An 18,099-nucleotide genomic window follows, 5' to 3' on the forward strand; every position below is an offset into this window, starting at 1 on the left:
GGTTGAAATGGCATTATTATGTAAAATCGTTCCTGAGCGGTGCATTGCTTGCGGCTTATGCCAGCTGGCTGCGCCAAAGATTTTTGATTATGACGAGGAAGGTATCGTCTTATTTGCTCAAGAACCCGAAGCCCATCAGCAATTTGTAAAGCAAGCTGATGAAGCGGATGTAAAAAAAGCTTATCAGAAATGTCCGGTTCGTGCAATTCTTCTGGAAGAACAATCTTGACTTCATTTATAGATACGCAAAAACACCTGCAGAGTTGAAAAGCTCAACTTTGCAGGTGTTTTTTTGTTTTGATCAACTACGGTTGCTTATTCTTTGCCGCACAGTCTATAAATAGCTTCAGCATAAATCGCCATTGCTTTATACATGCTGCTTAATTCCCAGCGTTCATTTGCTTGGTGCATAAAGTCTGGTGTATCAGGGAACATTGCGCCAAACGCCACGCACTGGTTCATTGTCCGGGCAAATGTTGCGCCGCCGGAAACAAAAGGCTCTGTCATGTCGCCTGTGATGTCGCGGTACGTACCTAATAAAGCTGTGACTAATTCACTGTCTCTTGGTACATACAATGAATCTAAGAAATCGAATTCGCTGTAAGTAAGGTCATATTTTTGTACAGCTTCTGCTAATTTCTCAACGATTGCTTCTTTTTCAATTGTTACAGGAATACGCATATCTACGCCGATTTTTGTTTGTTCTGGTGTGATTTCTAAGCTGGCAAAGTTCATTGTCAATTCTCCAGAAGGTTCGTCTTCTGTTTTTCCAACAACGTTTTCGCCTGTTGCATTTTCTTGAACTAATTTTCCTAAGAAATCGATTGGTCCAAATTCAAATACTTCAGACAATGCTATCGCTAAACGCGTGATAGCATTTGTTCCTTGTGGAGCATCTTTTGCATGGATGCTTTTTCCAAGAACAACGATTGAATCCCCTTTGTCTTCGAAATCAAACCCATGAGCAGATAATTTTTCTTTGACTTCTTCTAATTTATTTCCTGAATATGGTGCAGAATCAGGTACAACATTCAATGCACCCCCTGCTTTGACAGAAAATTCATCTGTTCCTGGTCCAGTCAAGTAAGCTTGCAATAGACCTTTTTCAGCGTAAATCAATGGGAATTCTGCATCTGGTGCAAAACCGCGTGTGATTCCTTCTTCTTTTTCATTGTATTTTTCTAAACAGCGCCATAGATTTTCTTCGTCTGTTCCGAAAATAAAACGAATACGTGTGTTGAATGTCACACCTGCGTCCATTAATGCTTTCACAGCATACATCGCTGCGATAGAAGGACCTTTATCATCTTGTGAACCGCGGCCGACCAACCAGCCGTCTTTGACAGTTGGTTCAAATGGTTTGCTGTCCCAATTGTTTTCGTCTCCCGCAGGCACTACGTCCATATGGCATAAGATACCGAAAAGTTCGTCACCTTCACCGATTTCAGAATAGCCATAGTAGCCTTCTGGATCCTTGAATGTCTTGAACCCTAATTTTTCGCTGATTTCTAAAACTTTGTCCAGCGCTTCGATTACTTTTGAGCCAAACGGATGTCCTTCACCTGAATCTGCTTCATCTAACACAGATGGGATACGGATCAGTTCGCTCAATGCAGAAAGCGCCTCTTCATGATGTTGTTCAGTTACAAATTGTTTCATTTTTTCTACCTCCTATTTAAATAAAAGGGGTCGGGGGCCGTCAAACTTAGCATTAGCGCATCTATTTCACGGCCTCAGCCTCTTGTTGAAAACAATTACTTTTTAATGCTTTAAGAAGCCATTTCGAAAAGCAGGTGCTTTTGACAAAATGACTTCTTTTTTCAAGCTGGATTTACTGTGATCTTTAAGATTAAAGTACCGCAGCAATACCTAAGATGATACAGATTGCTACAAACAAGATCGCAATCAGTTTACCTGTAAATTTCCACCAAACAGAAACGTCGAAACGAGCGATTGCAACAGCACCCATTACGATAGCTGATGTTGGTGTGATCAAGTTAACAAGACCTGAAGCAGATTGGTAAGCTGTGATAACTAAGTCTTTACCAACGCCTGCAAATTCACCCATTGGTCCCATGATTCCCATTGTAGCCGCCGCTAAACCAGAAGTTGATGGGATCAAGAATGACATTGGGATATAGAAGATGAATGTTAGGATCAAGAATACGCTTGATGACAAGCTGCTCAATCCTTGTTCGCCCCAATGCAAGATAGTATCAGTGATCAGACCATTGTTCATGATTACTTGGATACCACGGGCAACAGCTACGACGATCGCAACACCGATCAAGTCTGAAGCGCCAGCTAAGAATTCAGAAACAAATTCAGATTCTTTTAGTCCATATGTGAAGGCTACAACGATTGACATCACTAAGAATAACATAGTGATTTCTGGGAAGTACCAATCACCTAGAGGAAGCAAATCTTTACCAATTACTGTACCTAATACAGGCAAGTTTGATAACCAGCTTGCAAAAGATTCAAAGATCGTGAAGTTTTCATTCAATGTTGTCCAAGGAATCAAACTAATGATCATGATACCAAAAGTGATAAAGAATAATACATTGACATATTTTTGTTTTTTCGTGATTGTTTCTTGGCGTTCGATTGAATCGATATCAAAATGTTTGATATCTTCTTCACGCTGATTGTAAACAAGTGATTTGGTTGGATCTTTCTCGATTTTTGAAGCATAACGGTAAACGTAAATGATGGAGATGCCTAACAAGACAACGAACATCAAGAAACGCAAACCAATACCTTCACCCATAGAAATACCGACCGCTTGTGAAGCCACACCTGTCGCAAATGGGTTTACCGTAGAAGCCAGACAGCCGACCTGTGAACCAACTAATACAATGGCTACAGCGACAACAGTATCAAAACCAACAGCCATCATAACAGGGATCAGCAACGCGTAAAATGGAATTGTTTCTTCTGCCATCCCATAAGTTGAGCCGCCTAGTGCGAACAAGAACATCAATACAGGGATCAGCATTTTTTCTTTGCCTTTGAATTTCTTCACGACTGATCCAATACCTGCATCTAGTGCGCCTGTTTTGTTGACGATTCCCAAGAAGCCCCCAACAACTAAAATAAAGAATGAAATCGGAATAGCCGCTGGTGTTTCTTTTGTTAATTCTCCAGCTGGTACCCCAAGCATCCCATTGATTGGAGCCATAAAGATGTCCCACAGACCTTGTGGATTTTGTTCTACTCGTTCATAAGACCCAGCAATGATGTTGCCTGCATCATCAATACTGTAATGTCCAGCTGGAATGAACCAAGTAAGTACAGCGATTACTGCGATAATAATGAATAAGACCGTATACGCTGATGGCATTTGGAATTTTTTCTTTGTTTGTTCCATTTTATTCTCCCTTTCTTTTTCTCATTTTAGACCAAATTCGGCCTTACTGTTATTTTATCAAAAAGTACGGCATAACAAAACAAAAAACTCATAATAAAACTATTTTTTGTATGAAATTTTTACACCGCTGACTTTCCTGCTCCTCCTCCTTCTTCATAAAATTCTTTTATTCAAAACAATTGTAGCGTTTTCTGTTTCATGCTAAACAAAAATATTTATCTTTTATAAAGAGAGCAATTTCACATTTATAAACAGAAAATTTATTTTTATTCATTTTAGCAAAATATACGCATATCCGATTAATAATACGCTTTCATTATGATGGTTATTGTATGTTCTTTCATTAAAAAAATTTAATAAAAAAGTCATATTTACTTTTTTACCACATAAAAAAACTCTCTCGGCTGTTTTTATACACGAGAGAGTTTCACTGATAGTATCCAATTTTGGGGCACTCTGCTTTTATTTAGGCATCGTGCGTGCTTGTTCCAATTGATTTTGTTTTCTTGCTAACCATGGAAGCAATTTTGCATGCAGCACAAGGAAAGCGGCACTAACGATAAATCCTTTGATCAAGTTGAATGGAAGAATACCGATCAGGATGTAGTTTGCTAAAGGCATTCCTAGCATTTGTTGCGCATTCAAGCCGAAGAACATCAAGTATAATGGTGTGATAACAAAGTAATTTGCCACACTCATGAATGCTGTCATTGCCAATGTTCCAGAGATAACGCCCCAGAATTTATTGCGGCCGACAGAATGTTTTTTGCTTCGGAAGAAATAGAAAATCGGTAACGTATAGATCATTGATGCCAAAAAGCTGGCTGTATCTCCTACTAAATTGTCAGGTGAGAACCCAGTTGTCATCAAATGCAGCACGGAGCGTAAAAATGCTGTGACGATTCCGGCTAAAGGTCCAAATAAAAACATACTGATCAATACGGGGATATCACTGAAATCGATTTTCAAGAAACTAAATGCTGGCATGATCGGGAACGCAATGTATTGCAAAACCAATCCAATGGCTGCGAATAATGCAACTGCAACCATTTTTTGTACTCGGGTGTTCTTCATATTAAAATCCTCCTGTTAGGACTCTTCTTCAGCGAACTATCTGATTTCCTTTTGAACAAAAAACAAAAAACTCTATTTTCTCAGGGAAAATAGAGTTAGAGTTATCTGATCAAAAGCGAATCAAATAAGCCCTATCTTCTTTATCCAGACTTTACTGTCGGTATCGGAATTTCACCGATTCAGCCATTTCCGAAGAAACGGGTCGTGGACTATTACCACCGGTCGGGAATTTCACCCTGCCCCTGAAGACGAACCATATATTATTTTTCTTACAATGATTATTATACATGTTTTTAAAAGAAACGCAATTATTTTTACTTACAAAAAGGAAGTGACTATTTTGCTTGATTCAACAAACTGCTGATTTCTTTTTTGTTTAGTTCGCGATATTCGCCTGGACGCAAGCCTTGGAGCGTCAAGTTCCCATAACGTTCGCGCTTTAATTTCTGTACCGGAAGTCCCACTGCTTGAAGCATATTCTTGACTTGATGGTTTCTTCCTTCATGGATCGTTAATTCAACGATACTATGATTGGTTTTTGGATCAACAGATAAAATCTGGAAATTTGCTGGCGCTGTTTTGTAACGATCGATGCGGATTCCTTTTGTTAAAGGCAGCAACATCGATTTTGTCGCGATTCCTTTGACTTTTGCCACGTAAACTTTGTCGACTTCGTGTTTTGGATGCGTCAATCGCTGCGCAAAGTCACCGTCATTTGTCAGCAGCAGTAACCCAGAAGTATCATAATCCAAACGTCCAACAGGATAAATCCGCTCTTTGACTGAAGGAAGCAGATCTGTAACAACTTTTCTTCCTTTGTCATCCGCAACAGCTGAAATAACGCCTTTTGGTTTATAAAGCAGATAATACCCGTATTCTTCTTGATAGATCGGCACTTCATCGACTTCGATCTGGTCATGTTTCCCAACTTTGATCCCTAATTCTCTGATTGTTTGTCCGTTTACTTTTACTCTGCCTGCTAAAATCAATTCTTCCGCTTTTCTTCGGGAAGTGATTCCGGCGTGGGCGATCACTTTTTGAACTCGTTCCATCACTCTTCTCCTTCATTAAATCGGTCATAAAAGAGATCCAGCGGTGCATCTTCTTCCATAGCGATTTCCATTTTTTCAATATCCGGCAATTCTTTCAATGATTTCAAACCGAAATAATCAAGGAAATAATCGGTCGTCCCATATAAAATCGGGCGCCCTGGTCCTTCGACTCTGCCTTTTTCTTCAATCAATTTGCTGACGACCAATCGTTGGATAGGTCCAGAAACTTGGACACCTCTGATTTGTTCGACTTCCACTCTCGTGATTGGCTGCTTATACGCAATGATTGCTAATGTTTCTACTGCCGCTTGCGAAAGTGTACTTGATGAAGCTTGCGCATACTTTTTCAGCAAGGGTGCTAATTCCTTTTTCGTTGTCAAAACGAAATGGCTGCCTGCTTCTAGTATATGCAGCGCTGAATGCTCATCTTCTTGATATTTTTTTGCTAATGATTGGATCAGCGTCAAAATAGTCTCTTCATTTGTATCAAGCAAATAGCTGAGACCTTGCGCATCGATTCCTTCTTCGCCGACGATAAACAAAACGGCTTCTAATTCAGTCAATTTATCCATTATTTGTATCTCCTACTGCTGGGTAAAGCATGATTGATTCATAATTATTTTCTTGTTCTGCAATGATTTGTCCATTTTTCATCAATTCCAAGACAGCCATGAAGGTCGTAATCACTTCTTTTTTTGAAGGAACAGAAAAAAAGGACTCAAAAGAACAGCCGCCTTGACTGACTTTCAATTTGGTTTCAATAAAAGCCATTCGTTCTTCGATCGTTGTATCATCTGGTGCGATCGTACTTTCGACTGTTTGCGAAAACTTGTTTTTTTCCAAAATCGATTGGATTGCTCGAAATAGATCGACTTTTTTTACTTGTCCTCTTTTCAGCGGTGCTTCTGTATCAGCAAGATCATCGATTTCCATCGGTTCTTTAGTAAAGTACAAGCTTCTTTCTTCTGCTTTTTCGGATAGCTGAGTTGCAGCATATTTATATTTTCGGTATTCCAACAACTGAGCAACCAGTTCTTCACGGGGATCTTCTTCCCAAAATTCCTCTTCTTCTTGTGAAAAATCTTGGACAGGAAGCAGCGTCTTGCTCTTGATTGCCATCAAGGTAGCGGCCATCACCAGATATTCGCCGGCAACTGCTAATTCCAAGTGCTTCATTGTATGGATATAATCCATGTACTGCTCTGTGATCGCAGTGATCGGGATATCATAAATGTCGATCTCCATTTGCTGGATCAAGTGCAGCAGCAAATCTAACGGACCTTCGAAGATATCCAATTTGATATTGATCTCAGTCAAACTATTCACTCTTTCTTATTGGTTTGCCATTTTGTCAAAAACAGCTTTGTTGCTTCTGTATGATCGAATTGTACATTTGGATATTTTTCTTGTAATTCATCAAGCATCTGATATCCGATCTTTTCTCCTCGATATGAAGGATTCAGCGAAATATCATGCACGATCAAATGTTCTTTGTCTAACCATTCAACACCAATGACTCCTTGAATATTCGTTGAGTCTTCAGGAGTATAGAAAAATAGTTCAAACGCAGGATCTGTTTCATAAGTATCGATCTCTTTCAGTAAAGAAAACTGCTCACTCATCTTCTTGTGAAAACTCAAAAGTCCCATAGCGATTTTTCGATTTTCTTTGCGATAGTACGTTAACATTAGGCTCACCTTCCTTTGATCAAGCTCTTGGGAAATGCTGTTTATAAACGTCTGTCATTCTTTTCTTCGTAATGTGTGTATAAATCTGAGTAGTTGAGATATCTGCATGACCCAGCAATTCTTGGACCGTCCGCAAATCTGCTCCATTTTCCAAAAGATGGGTAGCAAAACTATGGCGCAGCGTATGCGGTGTAACTGTTTTATAAACGCCTGCTTCCCGCACGATTTGTTTCAAATTTTTCCATATTCCTTGGCGCGACAATCCTGTGCCATGGTTATTGACGAACAGATGTGTTTCAGAATCATTTTTAACTAGCAGCGGACGCACTTCATCCAAATACCGTTCCAACCAGCGGATTGCATGATCTCCCAACGGTATGATCCGCTCCTTGTCGCCTTTACCAATCGTTTGGACAAGCCCAAGCGAAAGATGGAGATCGCCTAGTTTCAAGCCGACTAATTCACTTACCCGCATCCCAGTCGCGTACATCACTTCAAGGATCGCTCGGTCACGAATGCCCAGCAGCTTTGATGTGTCAGGTGCTTCGATGATTTTTTCTACTTCGGCTAACGTCAAAGTACTTGGCAGCTTTTGTGCTTTCTTTGGTGTATCGATATGCTGCATTGGATCATGATCAGTCACTCGTTCTTGTCGAAGAAACTGATGGAATCTTCGCAAGGCCGAAATCGTCCGTGTGATCGTTGCTGCTGCTTTTTTTTGTTTGTTCATTTCTTCTAAATAGCTGATGACCAAGTAACGATCGACTTGCTGCCAGCTCGTGATATCCTGTTCCTTCAAAAAGGCAAGGTATTGTTCCAAATCGCGTTCGTAACTCTTGCGTGTGTTTGCAGACAATCCTCGCTCGATATTCAAGTAGTGCAGATATTCGGTAATTTGTTCATTCATGATAATCCACCTCGCGCCATTCTATCATAACAGATACCGGTGTATTTCGGTAGTCTGTAATTTAGAGGTTGTGAACGAGCTGATCAGCTTCAAGCGGTAAGACTCTTTTTTTCTGGGAAATAGCTTTCTATATTTTCCAGAAAAAAAGCTTATCGCCGCAGGAGTTAGCTCGTGAACACCGTTTATTAGAGGTTGTGAAAATGACGTTCTGCTTCAAGAATTAAGAATGAGCAATTAGAAATAGCTCTTCATATTTTTAATTGCTCAGACTTAATTCCGTAGAAGCAGTCATTTGAACACCGTTTATAGAGGTCGTGAAAGAACCGTTCAGCTCCGAGCATTAAAGAGGAATTTCGTAAAATAGCTCCTCATATTTTGCGGAATTTCGATTTAATGCCGAGAAAGCTGGTTCGTTGAAACCTTTTCATTTCCACCGAAAGAAGAAACCCGCAAAACAATTGGACTTGTTTTGCGGATCACTGAATTTGAGTTGTCAGAAGTGTTTCTTTTTGAAACGGCTTCGCTCCTATTATTTTGATTCAAGTTTTTCTTGGCATTCCTTACATACACCATGAAAAGTCAACCGATGATCTTTAACTAAAAAATGATAACGTTCTTCAACGATTTTTTCCACATCGCCCAAAAGATCTTCTTCTACTTCTTCGATATTCCCGCATTCAAGACATAACAAATGATGGTGGAAATGTTTTGCGCCTTCTTTACGGAGATCATACCGAGCAAGCCCGTCATCAAAACTGATTTTATCGACGATTTTCAATTCCGTCAAAATTTCTAGTGTTCGATAAACTGTTGCCAGCCCGATTTCTGGACTTTTTTTCTTAACTAGAAAGAAAATCTCTTCAGCAGAAAGATGTTCTTTCTCATTCTCTAATAAAACCAGCAGCGTAGATTCTCTCTGGGGTGTCAGCTTGAACCCTGATTCGTGCAGCTGTTGTTTTGTTTTTTTCATTGCAGCAAGAGCATTCATAGGTGATTCCTCAATTCTCACAGATTATAATTATTATAAACAAAAAGATAGAACTCGCATTTCAAATTATAATAATTATAAGATAGCTGCAAGAAACATGCAAGTCATTCTCAATTCGATTTTTTACTTAATTTTGTCACACCATCTTCTTGGATGATCAATCTTTGCTTCATCAAGTTTCCTAACGCGCGTTTAAAGGCTCCTTTGCTGATACCAAACGCTTGCATGATTTCTTCAGGATCGGATTTATCTGTTAAACCGATTTGCTGATCTTTTGAACGTTCTAAAATAGTCAAGATCATTTGTGCATCGTCGCTGATTGCTTCATGGGCTCTTGGTTTCAATGACAGATTCAATACGCCATCTGGACGAGCACCGATGATTCGCCCTTGAACGACTTCACCTAAACGCGGTTCGCGGAAACGTTCAGAAGGATGGATAAAGCCGACATAAAAATCTTCTGTCAAGACATAAGTGCCTGCTAATTTCAAACGGTAAACCGTCCCTGTAACGTCTTTATTCTTCATTTCTTCTGTACCGAATTTGCTTAATGATTTAAAGATCTTCTCATCTGCGATCGTTCCCCAGATACGATCTTTGCTATCGACACGCAGCGCAATCATCAAGCGATCACCTTTTTTAGGCCACAATTCGTGCATCGTTGGCAATTCATCTAGAGACACTGCCATTTCTTTGTCTGGAAGGCCGATGTCGACAAAGACACCAAGATCTCTTCTAGAAGCTGTAACTGTCCCAAATGCATAATGGCCGATCCGGCTTTTTGGTACGTTTGTCGTGAAGCGTTTTTCTTGTTTTTGGTTCTCATAACCAAAGCCTTCGACTGCTTCGCCTAGCTGATGCTCGCCTTCTGTTTTATCTAATTTGAATGTCTGACCGTTTTTTTGGACAAAATAACTTTGTTCGTTTTCGTCAGTGATCATCCCTGTGAAAATCGTTGCTAATAAATTATTCATTGTTTCTCCTTTTAAAAAAATCTCTTTGATCCGTCGATTCATCATAGCATAATAATTTGATGTTTGATAGTAACCTGAATAGAAAAAGCGCGAGTTTCCTTATAAAACTGCGGAAAAATGAGTTATCTTCTTCAGTTTTCGAAAAAAGGAAAATCCCGAAAAATCAGCAAATGATTTTTCGAGATCTTTATTCATTTTATACGTTTCGTTTTAGTTGCTGCCGTTTCCGCCAAACCAACCTGTTTTACAGTTGATCGTCACGATATAAAATGGCAAAGCACTTTTGGCGATCCCTTTCATCAACGCAGAATCTGTCGAAGTGGCAAAAAGATTGTAATACCCTTCGCCGTTTTCGATTCTGACTTTTTCCAGCGTATAACCGCCTTCAACGATATACCCTCTTTGGATTGCTGTAGCAATTACGCTTTCTTTGACACCAGGCGCCCAATTCCATGCTGAATTTGATGAATCAGCGATGTCGCTTTGTCTTGTAGCCATGATTGGCTGGTTAGCTGAATTGCTTTGTGAAGCCGATGCTGAAGAACTTTGTGACGCTTTTTGTGCTTGTTCTTTTGCTTGTGCTTCAGCCGCAGCTCGTGCAGCTGCTTGAGCTGCCGCTGCTTCCTGCGCTTTTTTCTCTGCTTCTTGTTTTTCTTTTTCAGCTTTTTCTTGCTTTTCTTTCTCTGCCTTTTCTTTGGCAGTCAATGTATCTGATACTTTCTTAAGCTGTGTTTTCAAGTCTTCTGCTAAGTCAGGATTCTTGATTTTATCGACAGCTTCTTTTGCTTTGTTGTATTGGTCTCGGTTCGCTGATTCAAGCACATCGTCTTTATAAACAACTGCTGTTTGTTTTTTCGCTTCCTGCAATTGTTCATATTGCGTTTTTGCTTCCGTCTGCGCTTTGCTGATCAATTGCTCAAATCCATTCTCTGCGTTCGCTGATTCTTCAGAAATTTCAACGGCTTGATCAGCTTTCAGCAATGGATTCTCTGCCATTTGATCATTTTCGATGACAGGTTTGGTAAACAACTCATTCGTTTGTTGGATCGTTTTGATTTTTTCTTCGATATCTTGATAGGTCTTTTCCATGTCAGGATATTCTTTTTCATCTTTGAATGTATCCAGCTCTTGTTTTAATTTCGTTAAATCTTGTCCCAGCATATCTGTCTTGATATATTCATGGGCATCATCGTAATAAAAAGCAAGCAGCTGATTTTCCATTTGATCCATTTCACGCTGTCTTTGCTCGATGGCAGCAGCTTTTTCTGCTTGGACTTTCTGCTGATTATCGTAAAAAGCCCATCCGCCGGCACTCAAAATAATGATTGCAGCGGCTAGCCCGTACCACTTCTTGCGATTGCTTTTACGTGGTGCAGATTTCATTTCTGTCTGTTTTAACGGCGTTTTTTGCTCCGATTCAGTTTCAGCTGCTTTCGTTTCAAGAACTTCTTTTTTTGATAGCTCTTGCTTGCTGGTTTTAGATTCTGAAACTTTTTCTTCTGGTATACTTGGTTCTTCTTCGGTCGTTGGTGCTTCTTCTTCGACAACAGAAGTTTCCGCAACTGGTTCTGAAATAGGTTCAGGAGCAACTTCTTCAACAGATTCAACGTTTGCGGGTTCTTGTTCTTTGTTGTTTTCTTCTATCGGTTCTGCCAGTTCTTCAGCTATTGGCTCTTCCGCCTCGATTTCAGCTTGAGCTGGCTCTTCTTTTTCGGCTGGTACTTCCGGTTCTTCAACAGGAATGGTTTCCGAACTTTCTGGTTTCTCTGTTGTTTCTGCGGATTGTTCTGTCTCAGTTGGTGCTTCTTCTGTCATTTCCGCAGCTGGTTCTTCATTGTCTTGAGAAATCTCTGTATCCACGCTGCTTTCCTCACCTGCTGTGTTTTCGGTTTGGACTTTTTCATGGATCTGTTTCAACAATTCTTCTGCATGTTCTCTATCGGTATCTTCGCGATGAGCCCGTATGTACGCAGCTAAAATCGAATCGTCTTCTAAATCATCTTCTGTCTCTTTTGGGTCATCATTCTTTGATTGCTTTTGTTTTTTCTTCAAAAATTTGATATCAGCTTCTGTTAATTTATCGTTTTCATTTGCTGTCGCGTCTCCAGCAGTCTCTGATTGATGGAATAACTCCATGACTGATTCTACTGGGAGGTCTTTCAACTCTGACCATTCGATAGGATCATTCAACTCAGTGTCTGGAAAGTTTGTTTGCTCAACGTTATTTTTTGGATCAGCAGTTTCTGTTTCTTTGTTTTTTACTGTTTCTGCTTTTCCGCAATCCGGACAAGTTTCTTGATCTTTTGGCAAGTCAGTTTCGCAATTCGGACATTTCTTTACCACTTAGCGATCGGCTCCTTTGATTCAGTTTTACACTAACATTTAATCTACCATATTCTTAGAGATCCGCCAATAGCATATTCTAACGATTTTAGAGAAACAAAGGAAAATTTATTTTTTGAGACAGAAAAAAAGCTTGCGGTCGGCTGACTGCAAGCTTCTTTCGTTCTATTTTTTCTTTCTTGAAGAAAGAAAAAAACAGAGATTTTATTCTAAAAAGTCTTTTAATTGTTTTGAACGGGAAGGATGGCGTAATTTTCTCAAAGCTTTTGCTTCGATTTGTCGGATACGTTCACGCGTTACACCGAATACTTTACCAACTTCTTCCAACGTTCTTGTTCTTCCGTCATCTAAACCAAAACGAAGTCTCAAGACGTTTTCTTCACGGTCTGTCAATGTATCAAGCACATCTTCCAGTTGTTCTTTCAACAATTCATAAGCTGCATGTTCTGCAGGACTCGTCGCTTCTTGATCTTCGATGAAATCGCCTAGATGAGAATCATCCTCTTCACCAATCGGCGTTTCTAGAGAAACTGGTTCTTGTGCAATCTTCAAGATTTCACGAACTTTCTCTGTTGGGAGATCCATTTCAGCACCGATTTCTTCCGGCGTTGGTTCTCTTCCTAAATCTTGCAGTAATTGACGTTGGATACGAATCAATTTATTGATCGTTTCCACCATATGCACAGGGATACGGATCGTACGTGCTTGGTCAGCAATCGCACGAGTGATTGCTTGACGGATCCACCAAGTTGCATAAGTTGAGAACTTGAATCCTTTGCGGTAATCGAATTTTTCAACAGCTTTCATCAAGCCCATATTTCCTTCTTGGATCAAGTCTAAGAATTGCATACCCCGACCAACATAACGTTTCGCAATACTTACGACCAAGCGAAGGTTCGCTTCAGCTAATCTTTGTTTTGCTTCTTGATCGCCTTCTTCGATTTTCAGCGCAAGCGCAACTTCTTCTTCAGCAGTCAGCAGCGAAACACGGCCGATTTCTTTCAAATACATACGCACTGGGTCATTGATTTTTACTCCAGTAGGCGCTGAAAGATCTTCTTCTTTTGCTTCCTCTGCTTTTTTCTCATTGCTTTTCAAGCTGTGTACAGAAGGTTCACCGTTTTCATCAACGACACTGATACCTGCATCTTCTACTCGTTGGATCAGCTTATCCATCGCATCCGCATCAAGCGTGAATGGTGTTGCTAATTTATTTGATAGATCATCGTAAACAACCTGTCTTTTGGGTTTGTTTTCTTTGATAAAAGCTGCTACTGCTGCTTCATACTTTTTCTTGTCTATTTCGTTTGCCATAAAGAAGGCCCCCTTCAAGTAGCTATTTGGCTTGTTTTAACTGTTTCGTCAAATCAATGATCTCGATTGCCAATTCCAATTCCCACTGTTTGTTGCCTGTTCGTCTGGCTTCTTGCTGCTGTTGTTTTTTTATATTTATTTCTTCAGCTAGTCCAGATTTATCGATAACATCCAGCAGATCTTGGATTTCGCGAGGCGAACTTTCACTCGCAACGCGCAAGTAAGCAACTTCCACCACTAATTGCCGCAACTTTTCATCTTGCAGGAAATCTAGGAATTCTGCAAAGTTGAACCCATTGTTTTCTTGTGACAAATACGCATCAAGCAAAAAATAAACCTCTGCATATTCATCGTGAACAAATTGAAACTCTTGTTCTTTCAAAAGTCCTCTTACCGCAGTCTCATTGAAAATACGATAAAGCAAAATCTGCTCTGCCTTTTCGACACGAGTAAGCGGACGATTTTTCTGTTTGGACGGTTGTGCTGCCGGAGAAGTTTGCGGTACAGGCATTGCTTCTTGCTGTACTTCTCGTTTGAATTCCCTCACTTGTTTCTGCAAGGTTTCCCTGCTGAGCTGGAATTCTGCAGCGATTTGTGAAAGATACATGTCTTGTTCGATCGGCGACACTACTTTGCTGAGTTCGAACAAGATTTTCTCTAGATAATCTAGTTTTTCTTTTTCATTTTCCAGATTCTTTCCCATTTTTAAAAACCGGGATTTAAATGTGAAAATCGTTTCTCTGGCATGGCGCACTAATTCTTGGAAAGCTTCTTCTCCATATTTGCGGAAATATTCATCTGGATCGAGTTTTTCTGGAACAACCACCACCGATAATCTCAAACGACTGCTTTCGCGCAGCAATTCGATCCCGCGGTTGGCTGCTTCGATCCCTGCGCGGTCACCATCATAACAAATCACCAAATCTTTGGTCAGCCGTTCGATGGTTTGGATTTGCTGGCTCGTCAAGCTTGTTCCCATTGATGCGATCCCATTTTTTGTTCCCGCTTGCCAAGCAGCGATCACATCCATAAATCCTTCAAATAAAAAAATTTCGCCTTTTTTTCGAATCTCGCTTCTCGCTTTATCCAGATTGAACAATACTTGACGCTTATTGAATAATTCGGTCTCAGGACTGTTCAAATATTTTGGCTGTTCTTTTTCGCGGCCTTTTTCCGGTGCTAGCCAGCGGCCGGAAAAACCAATGATCTGTCCTTGGGCATTGTTGATCGGGAACATGATCCGCTGATAAAACCGATCAGATAGATTCCCATCATCATGTTGGACAAATAAGCCAGAACCTGTTAAAGCTGCTTCAGAAAAAGATTCGTTTTTGAACACTTGCTTCAAAAACGAGCGTTCATTCGGTGCGAATCCGATTTGAAAAGTTTCGATCAATTCTTCCGTCAACCCGCGATCCAGCAAATAAGCTAAAGCAGGTTCCCCAGCTTTAGTATGCAGAAGCATGTGATGATAGACTTCCGCTGCTTTAGCGTGTGCCGCAAGCATTTGTCCAACTGGTGAATCAGCAGGCTGAGCAGCCGTCTGTTTTCGCCATTGATCTGAAACTTCGAGCTGTTCCATATCCGCTACCTTTACGACAGCTTCCGGAAAAGACAGCCCTTCAAGCTCTTGTAAAAAGGTAAAGACATTCCCACCTTTGCCGCAGCCAAAACAATGAAAAATCTGTTTATCTTCTGCTACGGAAAACGAGGGTGTTTTTTCCTCATGAAACGGACATAGTCCCAAATAATTTTTACCAGACTTCTTTAATTGGACATACTGCCCGATTACATCAACGATATTCGTCTGATGGCGGACATTTTCGATAACCTCTTGAGGAATACGTTGTGCCATTATACTTACCCCCGTTCTGTGCATTATCTCGCTTGTTCATACACGAGGAGAATAATCGGTAAAAAATCGCACTAATCCGAAATCAGCGCGATTCAAAAGACACAATTATACATGTTTGATTGTATCATATTTCTGTTCTTTTTCAAGTAGAACCTCTTGACAGTTTTGAGAGAATCCTTAAGCAAATCTCTTTAACAAGCTTGTTTGGAAATCCAACCGCCAATAAAGGAGCCGCAAGACAATATTTATGAGCATAAATACGAGGAAGAACGGCCATGTGCTGCCTAAGCCCAGATTGACTTCAAGCAAGTGGTGGAACAATAATGCCGCGACGTAAATACCGCCAATCGTTGTTACAGCCAAAAAGATTCTTAATGGATTGAATGGATAACAAGCACGGATCACCGCTAAACAGCTGATACCGATCAATAGGTAATACATCAGCGTGGTTGTTTCCATCGATGACCATGAAAGATTTCTTCCCAAAAAGTAAACAGCCACCGTGTTGATCACTACCAGCAGTGCATTTGGAAGCGCGCTGATCAAGGCCGTTGGAAGATAACGATAATTTACTTTGCGCTTATCTTGTTCAAATGACAAGAAGAAGGAAGGATACCCTTCGATAGCTAAATCAATCAATGTGATCTGGATCGGGATAAAAGGAAATCCGACAGCAGTAATTGCACAAAGGATCGAAAGAATAAAGGAATAGATTGTTTTGATAAAGAAAATACCTGATACTTTTGTTACGTTATTTACTACTCGGCGACCTTCAAACAAGACTTCTGGCAATGTAGTAAAATCTGAATCCAGTAAGACCAAATCCGAAATCTGACGTGTTGCACCGTCACCTTCTGCCATTGCAATACTGCAGTCTGCTTCTCTTAATGCCAATACGTCATTCACACCGTCACCAGTCATAGCTACTGTGCGTCCGTTCGCTTTCAGCTCATTCACCAGCAGTTTCTTTTGCTGCGGACTTACTCGGCCAAAGACTGTATATTCATGGACAGCATTTCTTACTTCTTCCTCTTCTTTTAAATCAGAAAGGTCGATATAAGATTGATAATTCGGTAATCCAGCTCTTCTGGCAATGTTTGAGACCGTATGCGGGTTATCTCCAGAGATTACTTTCAGGTCGATTCCTTCAGCATGCAGATAAGCAAGTGTGTCTTCTGCATTTTTACGTATAGGATCATCGATTTCAAATAAAGCAATTCCTTCGACAAACTGAGGAAGAGCTTCATCTGATAATTTCTGGTGCGGTGCAATCCCCAGCATCAGAACGCGGTAGCCGTTTTCTTGTGCTTGATAAAGTCTTTCAGGAAGCATATCTTCTTCGACTAAACGTTCTGGTGCCCCCAGATAAACGACACCTAGTTCAGGAAATTCCATTGCACTCCACTTTCGATCAGATGAAAAGGCGATTTTATTCGTCACTTCATAACGGTTTGAGATTTCAAAATGGTTACGCAACGCTTGCATCGTGATATTATTGTCTTCACTTTCTGCTAGATACGTCCCAATAATAGCAGGAATCTCTTTTTCATAAAAAGGATGTAAAGATTCAACATGCTGGACCGTCATTTTTCCTTCAGTAATCGTTCCTGTTTTGTCCAAACATAACGTGTCGACATGTGCCAATGTTTCAATTGCATACATGTCTTGGACCAAGATCCGTTTTTTAGCCAGCTTCGTCACACCTGTCGTCAAAGCAATACTGATCAGCAATACCAATCCTTTTGGCAGCATCCCCAGTAAAGCAGCCGCTGAAGCTACAACGGATAATTTCATCGAAGCATCCCGTAAAAAGAAAGCTTCTAAGAACAAAATGATCCCCAGCGGAATGATGACATAACTGGTGAATTTTGACACTTTTCGAATCGAATCCACTAATTCTGAATGGATTGGTTTGTGTGTTTTCGCTTCGTTTGTCAATTTCACAGCATAATTGTCTGCACCGACACGAATCACTTCCGCAAAAACAGCACCGCTTGTCAAATAACTTCCGGAAAGCATTTCTGAGCCTTCTTCTTTGACGATCAAATCAGATTCGCCTGTCAATAAAGCTTCGTTTGCTTCCGCTGAGCCCTCGATGACGCGCATATCAGCAGGAATCTGCTCTCCTGCGCCGATTTTAACGATATCGCCTAAAACTAATTCTGTTGTTGCAATCATTTTTTCGCTGCCGTCACGAAGCACTTGGACTTCTGATTGGGAGACGATCGATAATTTTCTGACCATATTTCGTGCATGGATTTCTTGATAGATCCCAATGACGATGTTTACAAGAATGATCGCTAAGTAGACCATGTTCGAGTATGCGCCTACCAACAGCAAACAGATCCCGATTCCGAAATTCAAAAAATTGAATAATGTCAAAATATTATCACTGAATATCTGTTTTGTTGATTTCGATGCATCTTCTTGGTAGTCATTTTGCTGACCAGCAGCTTTTCTTTCCGCTACTTCCTGCGTCGTCAACCCACGCAATTTCTTCATTTCCATTTTCCGCCAACTTTCATAAATAATCA

15 protein-coding genes and 1 riboswitch are annotated in these 18,099 nt (G+C 40.4%); of the genes, 1 reads left to right on the forward strand and 14 read right to left on the reverse strand.

All coding sequences use genetic code 11. The annotated features are described in order from the left end of the window. The first annotated feature begins 7 nt into the window (after positions 1–7). Positions 8–229 (forward strand): ferredoxin, encoded by a 222-nt coding sequence (locus IGI64_RS07420; protein ID WP_034863232.1) that lies wholly within the window; start codon positions 8–10, stop codon positions 227–229. An 86-nt stretch (positions 230–315) separates the two neighbouring features. Here the strand turns inward: IGI64_RS07420 and IGI64_RS07425 are convergent, their stop codons facing one another. The 14 genes from IGI64_RS07425 to IGI64_RS07490 form a co-directional block, all read right to left on the reverse strand. Continuing rightward, the gene (locus IGI64_RS07425) at positions 316–1,659 is read right to left on the reverse strand and encodes a M20 family metallopeptidase (protein ID WP_429940055.1); all 1,344 of its coding nucleotides are present in this window, start codon (positions 1,657–1,659) and stop codon (positions 316–318) included. A gap of 190 nt (positions 1,660–1,849) precedes the next feature. Beyond that, positions 1,850–3,370, reverse strand: a complete 1,521-nt coding sequence (locus IGI64_RS07430; RefSeq protein ID WP_016625566.1) for a YfcC family protein — start codon at positions 3,368–3,370, stop codon at positions 1,850–1,852. A 462-nt stretch (positions 3,371–3,832) separates the two neighbouring features. Continuing rightward, positions 3,833–4,444, reverse strand: a complete 612-nt coding sequence (locus IGI64_RS07435) for an ECF transporter S component (RefSeq protein ID WP_016625565.1) — start codon at positions 4,442–4,444, stop codon at positions 3,833–3,835. A 129-nt stretch (positions 4,445–4,573) separates the two neighbouring features. After that, positions 4,574–4,698, reverse strand: a riboswitch (FMN riboswitch). Positions 4,699–4,779: 81 nt separating this feature from the next. Continuing rightward, positions 4,780–5,496, reverse strand: a complete 717-nt coding sequence (locus IGI64_RS07440) for a pseudouridine synthase (RefSeq protein ID WP_429940056.1) — start codon at positions 5,494–5,496, stop codon at positions 4,780–4,782. After that, complete coding sequence (gene scpB, locus IGI64_RS07445) at positions 5,496–6,068, reverse strand: SMC-Scp complex subunit ScpB (protein ID WP_429940057.1); 573 nt, start codon at positions 6,066–6,068, stop codon at positions 5,496–5,498. Before scpB ends, IGI64_RS07440 begins: the two co-directional genes overlap by 1 nt. Continuing rightward, a complete protein-coding gene (locus IGI64_RS07450) occupies positions 6,061–6,822 on the reverse strand; it encodes a segregation/condensation protein A (protein WP_429940058.1) in 762 nt (253 codons plus the stop codon). The genes scpB and IGI64_RS07450 overlap by 8 nt, the downstream gene beginning before the upstream one ends. Then, positions 6,819–7,184: a GNAT family N-acetyltransferase gene (locus IGI64_RS07455; protein WP_429940059.1), complete on the reverse strand. Its 366-nt coding sequence runs from the start codon at positions 7,182–7,184 to the stop codon at positions 6,819–6,821. Before IGI64_RS07455 ends, IGI64_RS07450 begins: the two co-directional genes overlap by 4 nt. 19 nt (positions 7,185–7,203) lie before the next feature. Next, entirely contained in the window at positions 7,204–8,091 is an 888-nt protein-coding gene (gene xerD, locus IGI64_RS07460) for a site-specific tyrosine recombinase XerD (RefSeq protein WP_016625560.1), read from the reverse strand. 529 nt (positions 8,092–8,620) lie between these two features. Next, complete coding sequence (locus IGI64_RS07465) at positions 8,621–9,079, reverse strand: Fur family transcriptional regulator (protein WP_034863226.1); 459 nt, start codon at positions 9,077–9,079, stop codon at positions 8,621–8,623. A 110-nt stretch (positions 9,080–9,189) separates the two neighbouring features. Then, positions 9,190–10,053 carry a CvfB family protein gene (locus tag IGI64_RS07470; protein WP_429940061.1) on the reverse strand — a complete coding sequence of 288 codons (864 nt, stop codon included), beginning with the start codon at positions 10,051–10,053 and terminating at the stop codon, positions 9,190–9,192. 210 nt (positions 10,054–10,263) lie between these two features. Next, positions 10,264–12,396, reverse strand: a complete 2,133-nt coding sequence (locus IGI64_RS07475; RefSeq protein ID WP_429940063.1) for a cell division site-positioning protein MapZ family protein — start codon at positions 12,394–12,396, stop codon at positions 10,264–10,266. 204 nt (positions 12,397–12,600) lie between these two features. Beyond that, positions 12,601–13,710 carry an RNA polymerase sigma factor RpoD gene (gene rpoD / locus IGI64_RS07480; protein WP_016625555.1) on the reverse strand — a complete coding sequence of 370 codons (1,110 nt, stop codon included), beginning with the start codon at positions 13,708–13,710 and terminating at the stop codon, positions 12,601–12,603. A gap of 22 nt (positions 13,711–13,732) precedes the next feature. Further along, positions 13,733–15,565 (reverse strand): DNA primase, encoded by a 1,833-nt coding sequence (dnaG, locus tag IGI64_RS07485; protein ID WP_429940065.1) that lies wholly within the window; start codon positions 15,563–15,565, stop codon positions 13,733–13,735. A 177-nt stretch (positions 15,566–15,742) separates the two neighbouring features. Continuing rightward, complete coding sequence (locus IGI64_RS07490) at positions 15,743–18,073, reverse strand: cation-translocating P-type ATPase (protein WP_429940067.1); 2,331 nt, start codon at positions 18,071–18,073, stop codon at positions 15,743–15,745. Between the last annotated feature and the right edge of the window lie 26 nt (positions 18,074–18,099).

It is taken from the genome of Enterococcus sp. DIV0210g, assembly GCF_050559705.1.
Classification (GTDB): Bacteria; Bacillota; Bacilli; order Lactobacillales; family Enterococcaceae; genus Enterococcus_B; species Enterococcus_B faecalis_A.

Excerpts from the sequence above, each read along its gene's own strand:
- IGI64_RS07420 (WP_034863232.1), top strand. The coding sequence starts at position 8 with ATGGCATTATTATGTAAAATCGTTCCTGAGCGGTGCATTGCTTGCGGC.
- IGI64_RS07425 (WP_429940055.1), bottom strand. The coding sequence starts at position 1,659 with ATGAAACAATTTGTAACTGAACAACATCATGAAGAGGCGCTTTCTGCA.
- IGI64_RS07430 (WP_016625566.1), bottom strand. The coding sequence starts at position 3,370 with ATGGAACAAACAAAGAAAAAATTCCAAATGCCATCAGCGTATACGGTC.
- IGI64_RS07435 (WP_016625565.1), bottom strand. The coding sequence starts at position 4,444 with ATGAAGAACACCCGAGTACAAAAAATGGTTGCAGTTGCATTATTCGCA.
- IGI64_RS07440 (WP_429940056.1), bottom strand. The coding sequence starts at position 5,496 with ATGGAACGAGTTCAAAAAGTGATCGCCCACGCCGGAATCACTTCCCGA.
- scpB (WP_429940057.1), bottom strand. The coding sequence starts at position 6,068 with ATGGATAAATTGACTGAATTAGAAGCCGTTTTGTTTATCGTCGGCGAA.
- IGI64_RS07455 (WP_429940059.1), bottom strand. The coding sequence starts at position 7,184 with ATGTTAACGTACTATCGCAAAGAAAATCGAAAAATCGCTATGGGACTT.
- xerD (WP_016625560.1), bottom strand. The coding sequence starts at position 8,091 with ATGAATGAACAAATTACCGAATATCTGCACTACTTGAATATCGAGCGA.
- IGI64_RS07465 (WP_034863226.1), bottom strand. The coding sequence starts at position 9,079 with ATGAATGCTCTTGCTGCAATGAAAAAAACAAAACAACAGCTGCACGAA.
- IGI64_RS07470 (WP_429940061.1), bottom strand. The coding sequence starts at position 10,053 with ATGAATAATTTATTAGCAACGATTTTCACAGGGATGATCACTGACGAA.
- rpoD (WP_016625555.1), bottom strand. The coding sequence starts at position 13,710 with ATGGCAAACGAAATAGACAAGAAAAAGTATGAAGCAGCAGTAGCAGCT.
- dnaG (WP_429940065.1), bottom strand. The coding sequence starts at position 15,565 with ATGGCACAACGTATTCCTCAAGAGGTTATCGAAAATGTCCGCCATCAG.
- IGI64_RS07490 (WP_429940067.1), bottom strand. The coding sequence starts at position 18,073 with ATGGAAATGAAGAAATTGCGTGGGTTGACGACGCAGGAAGTAGCGGAA.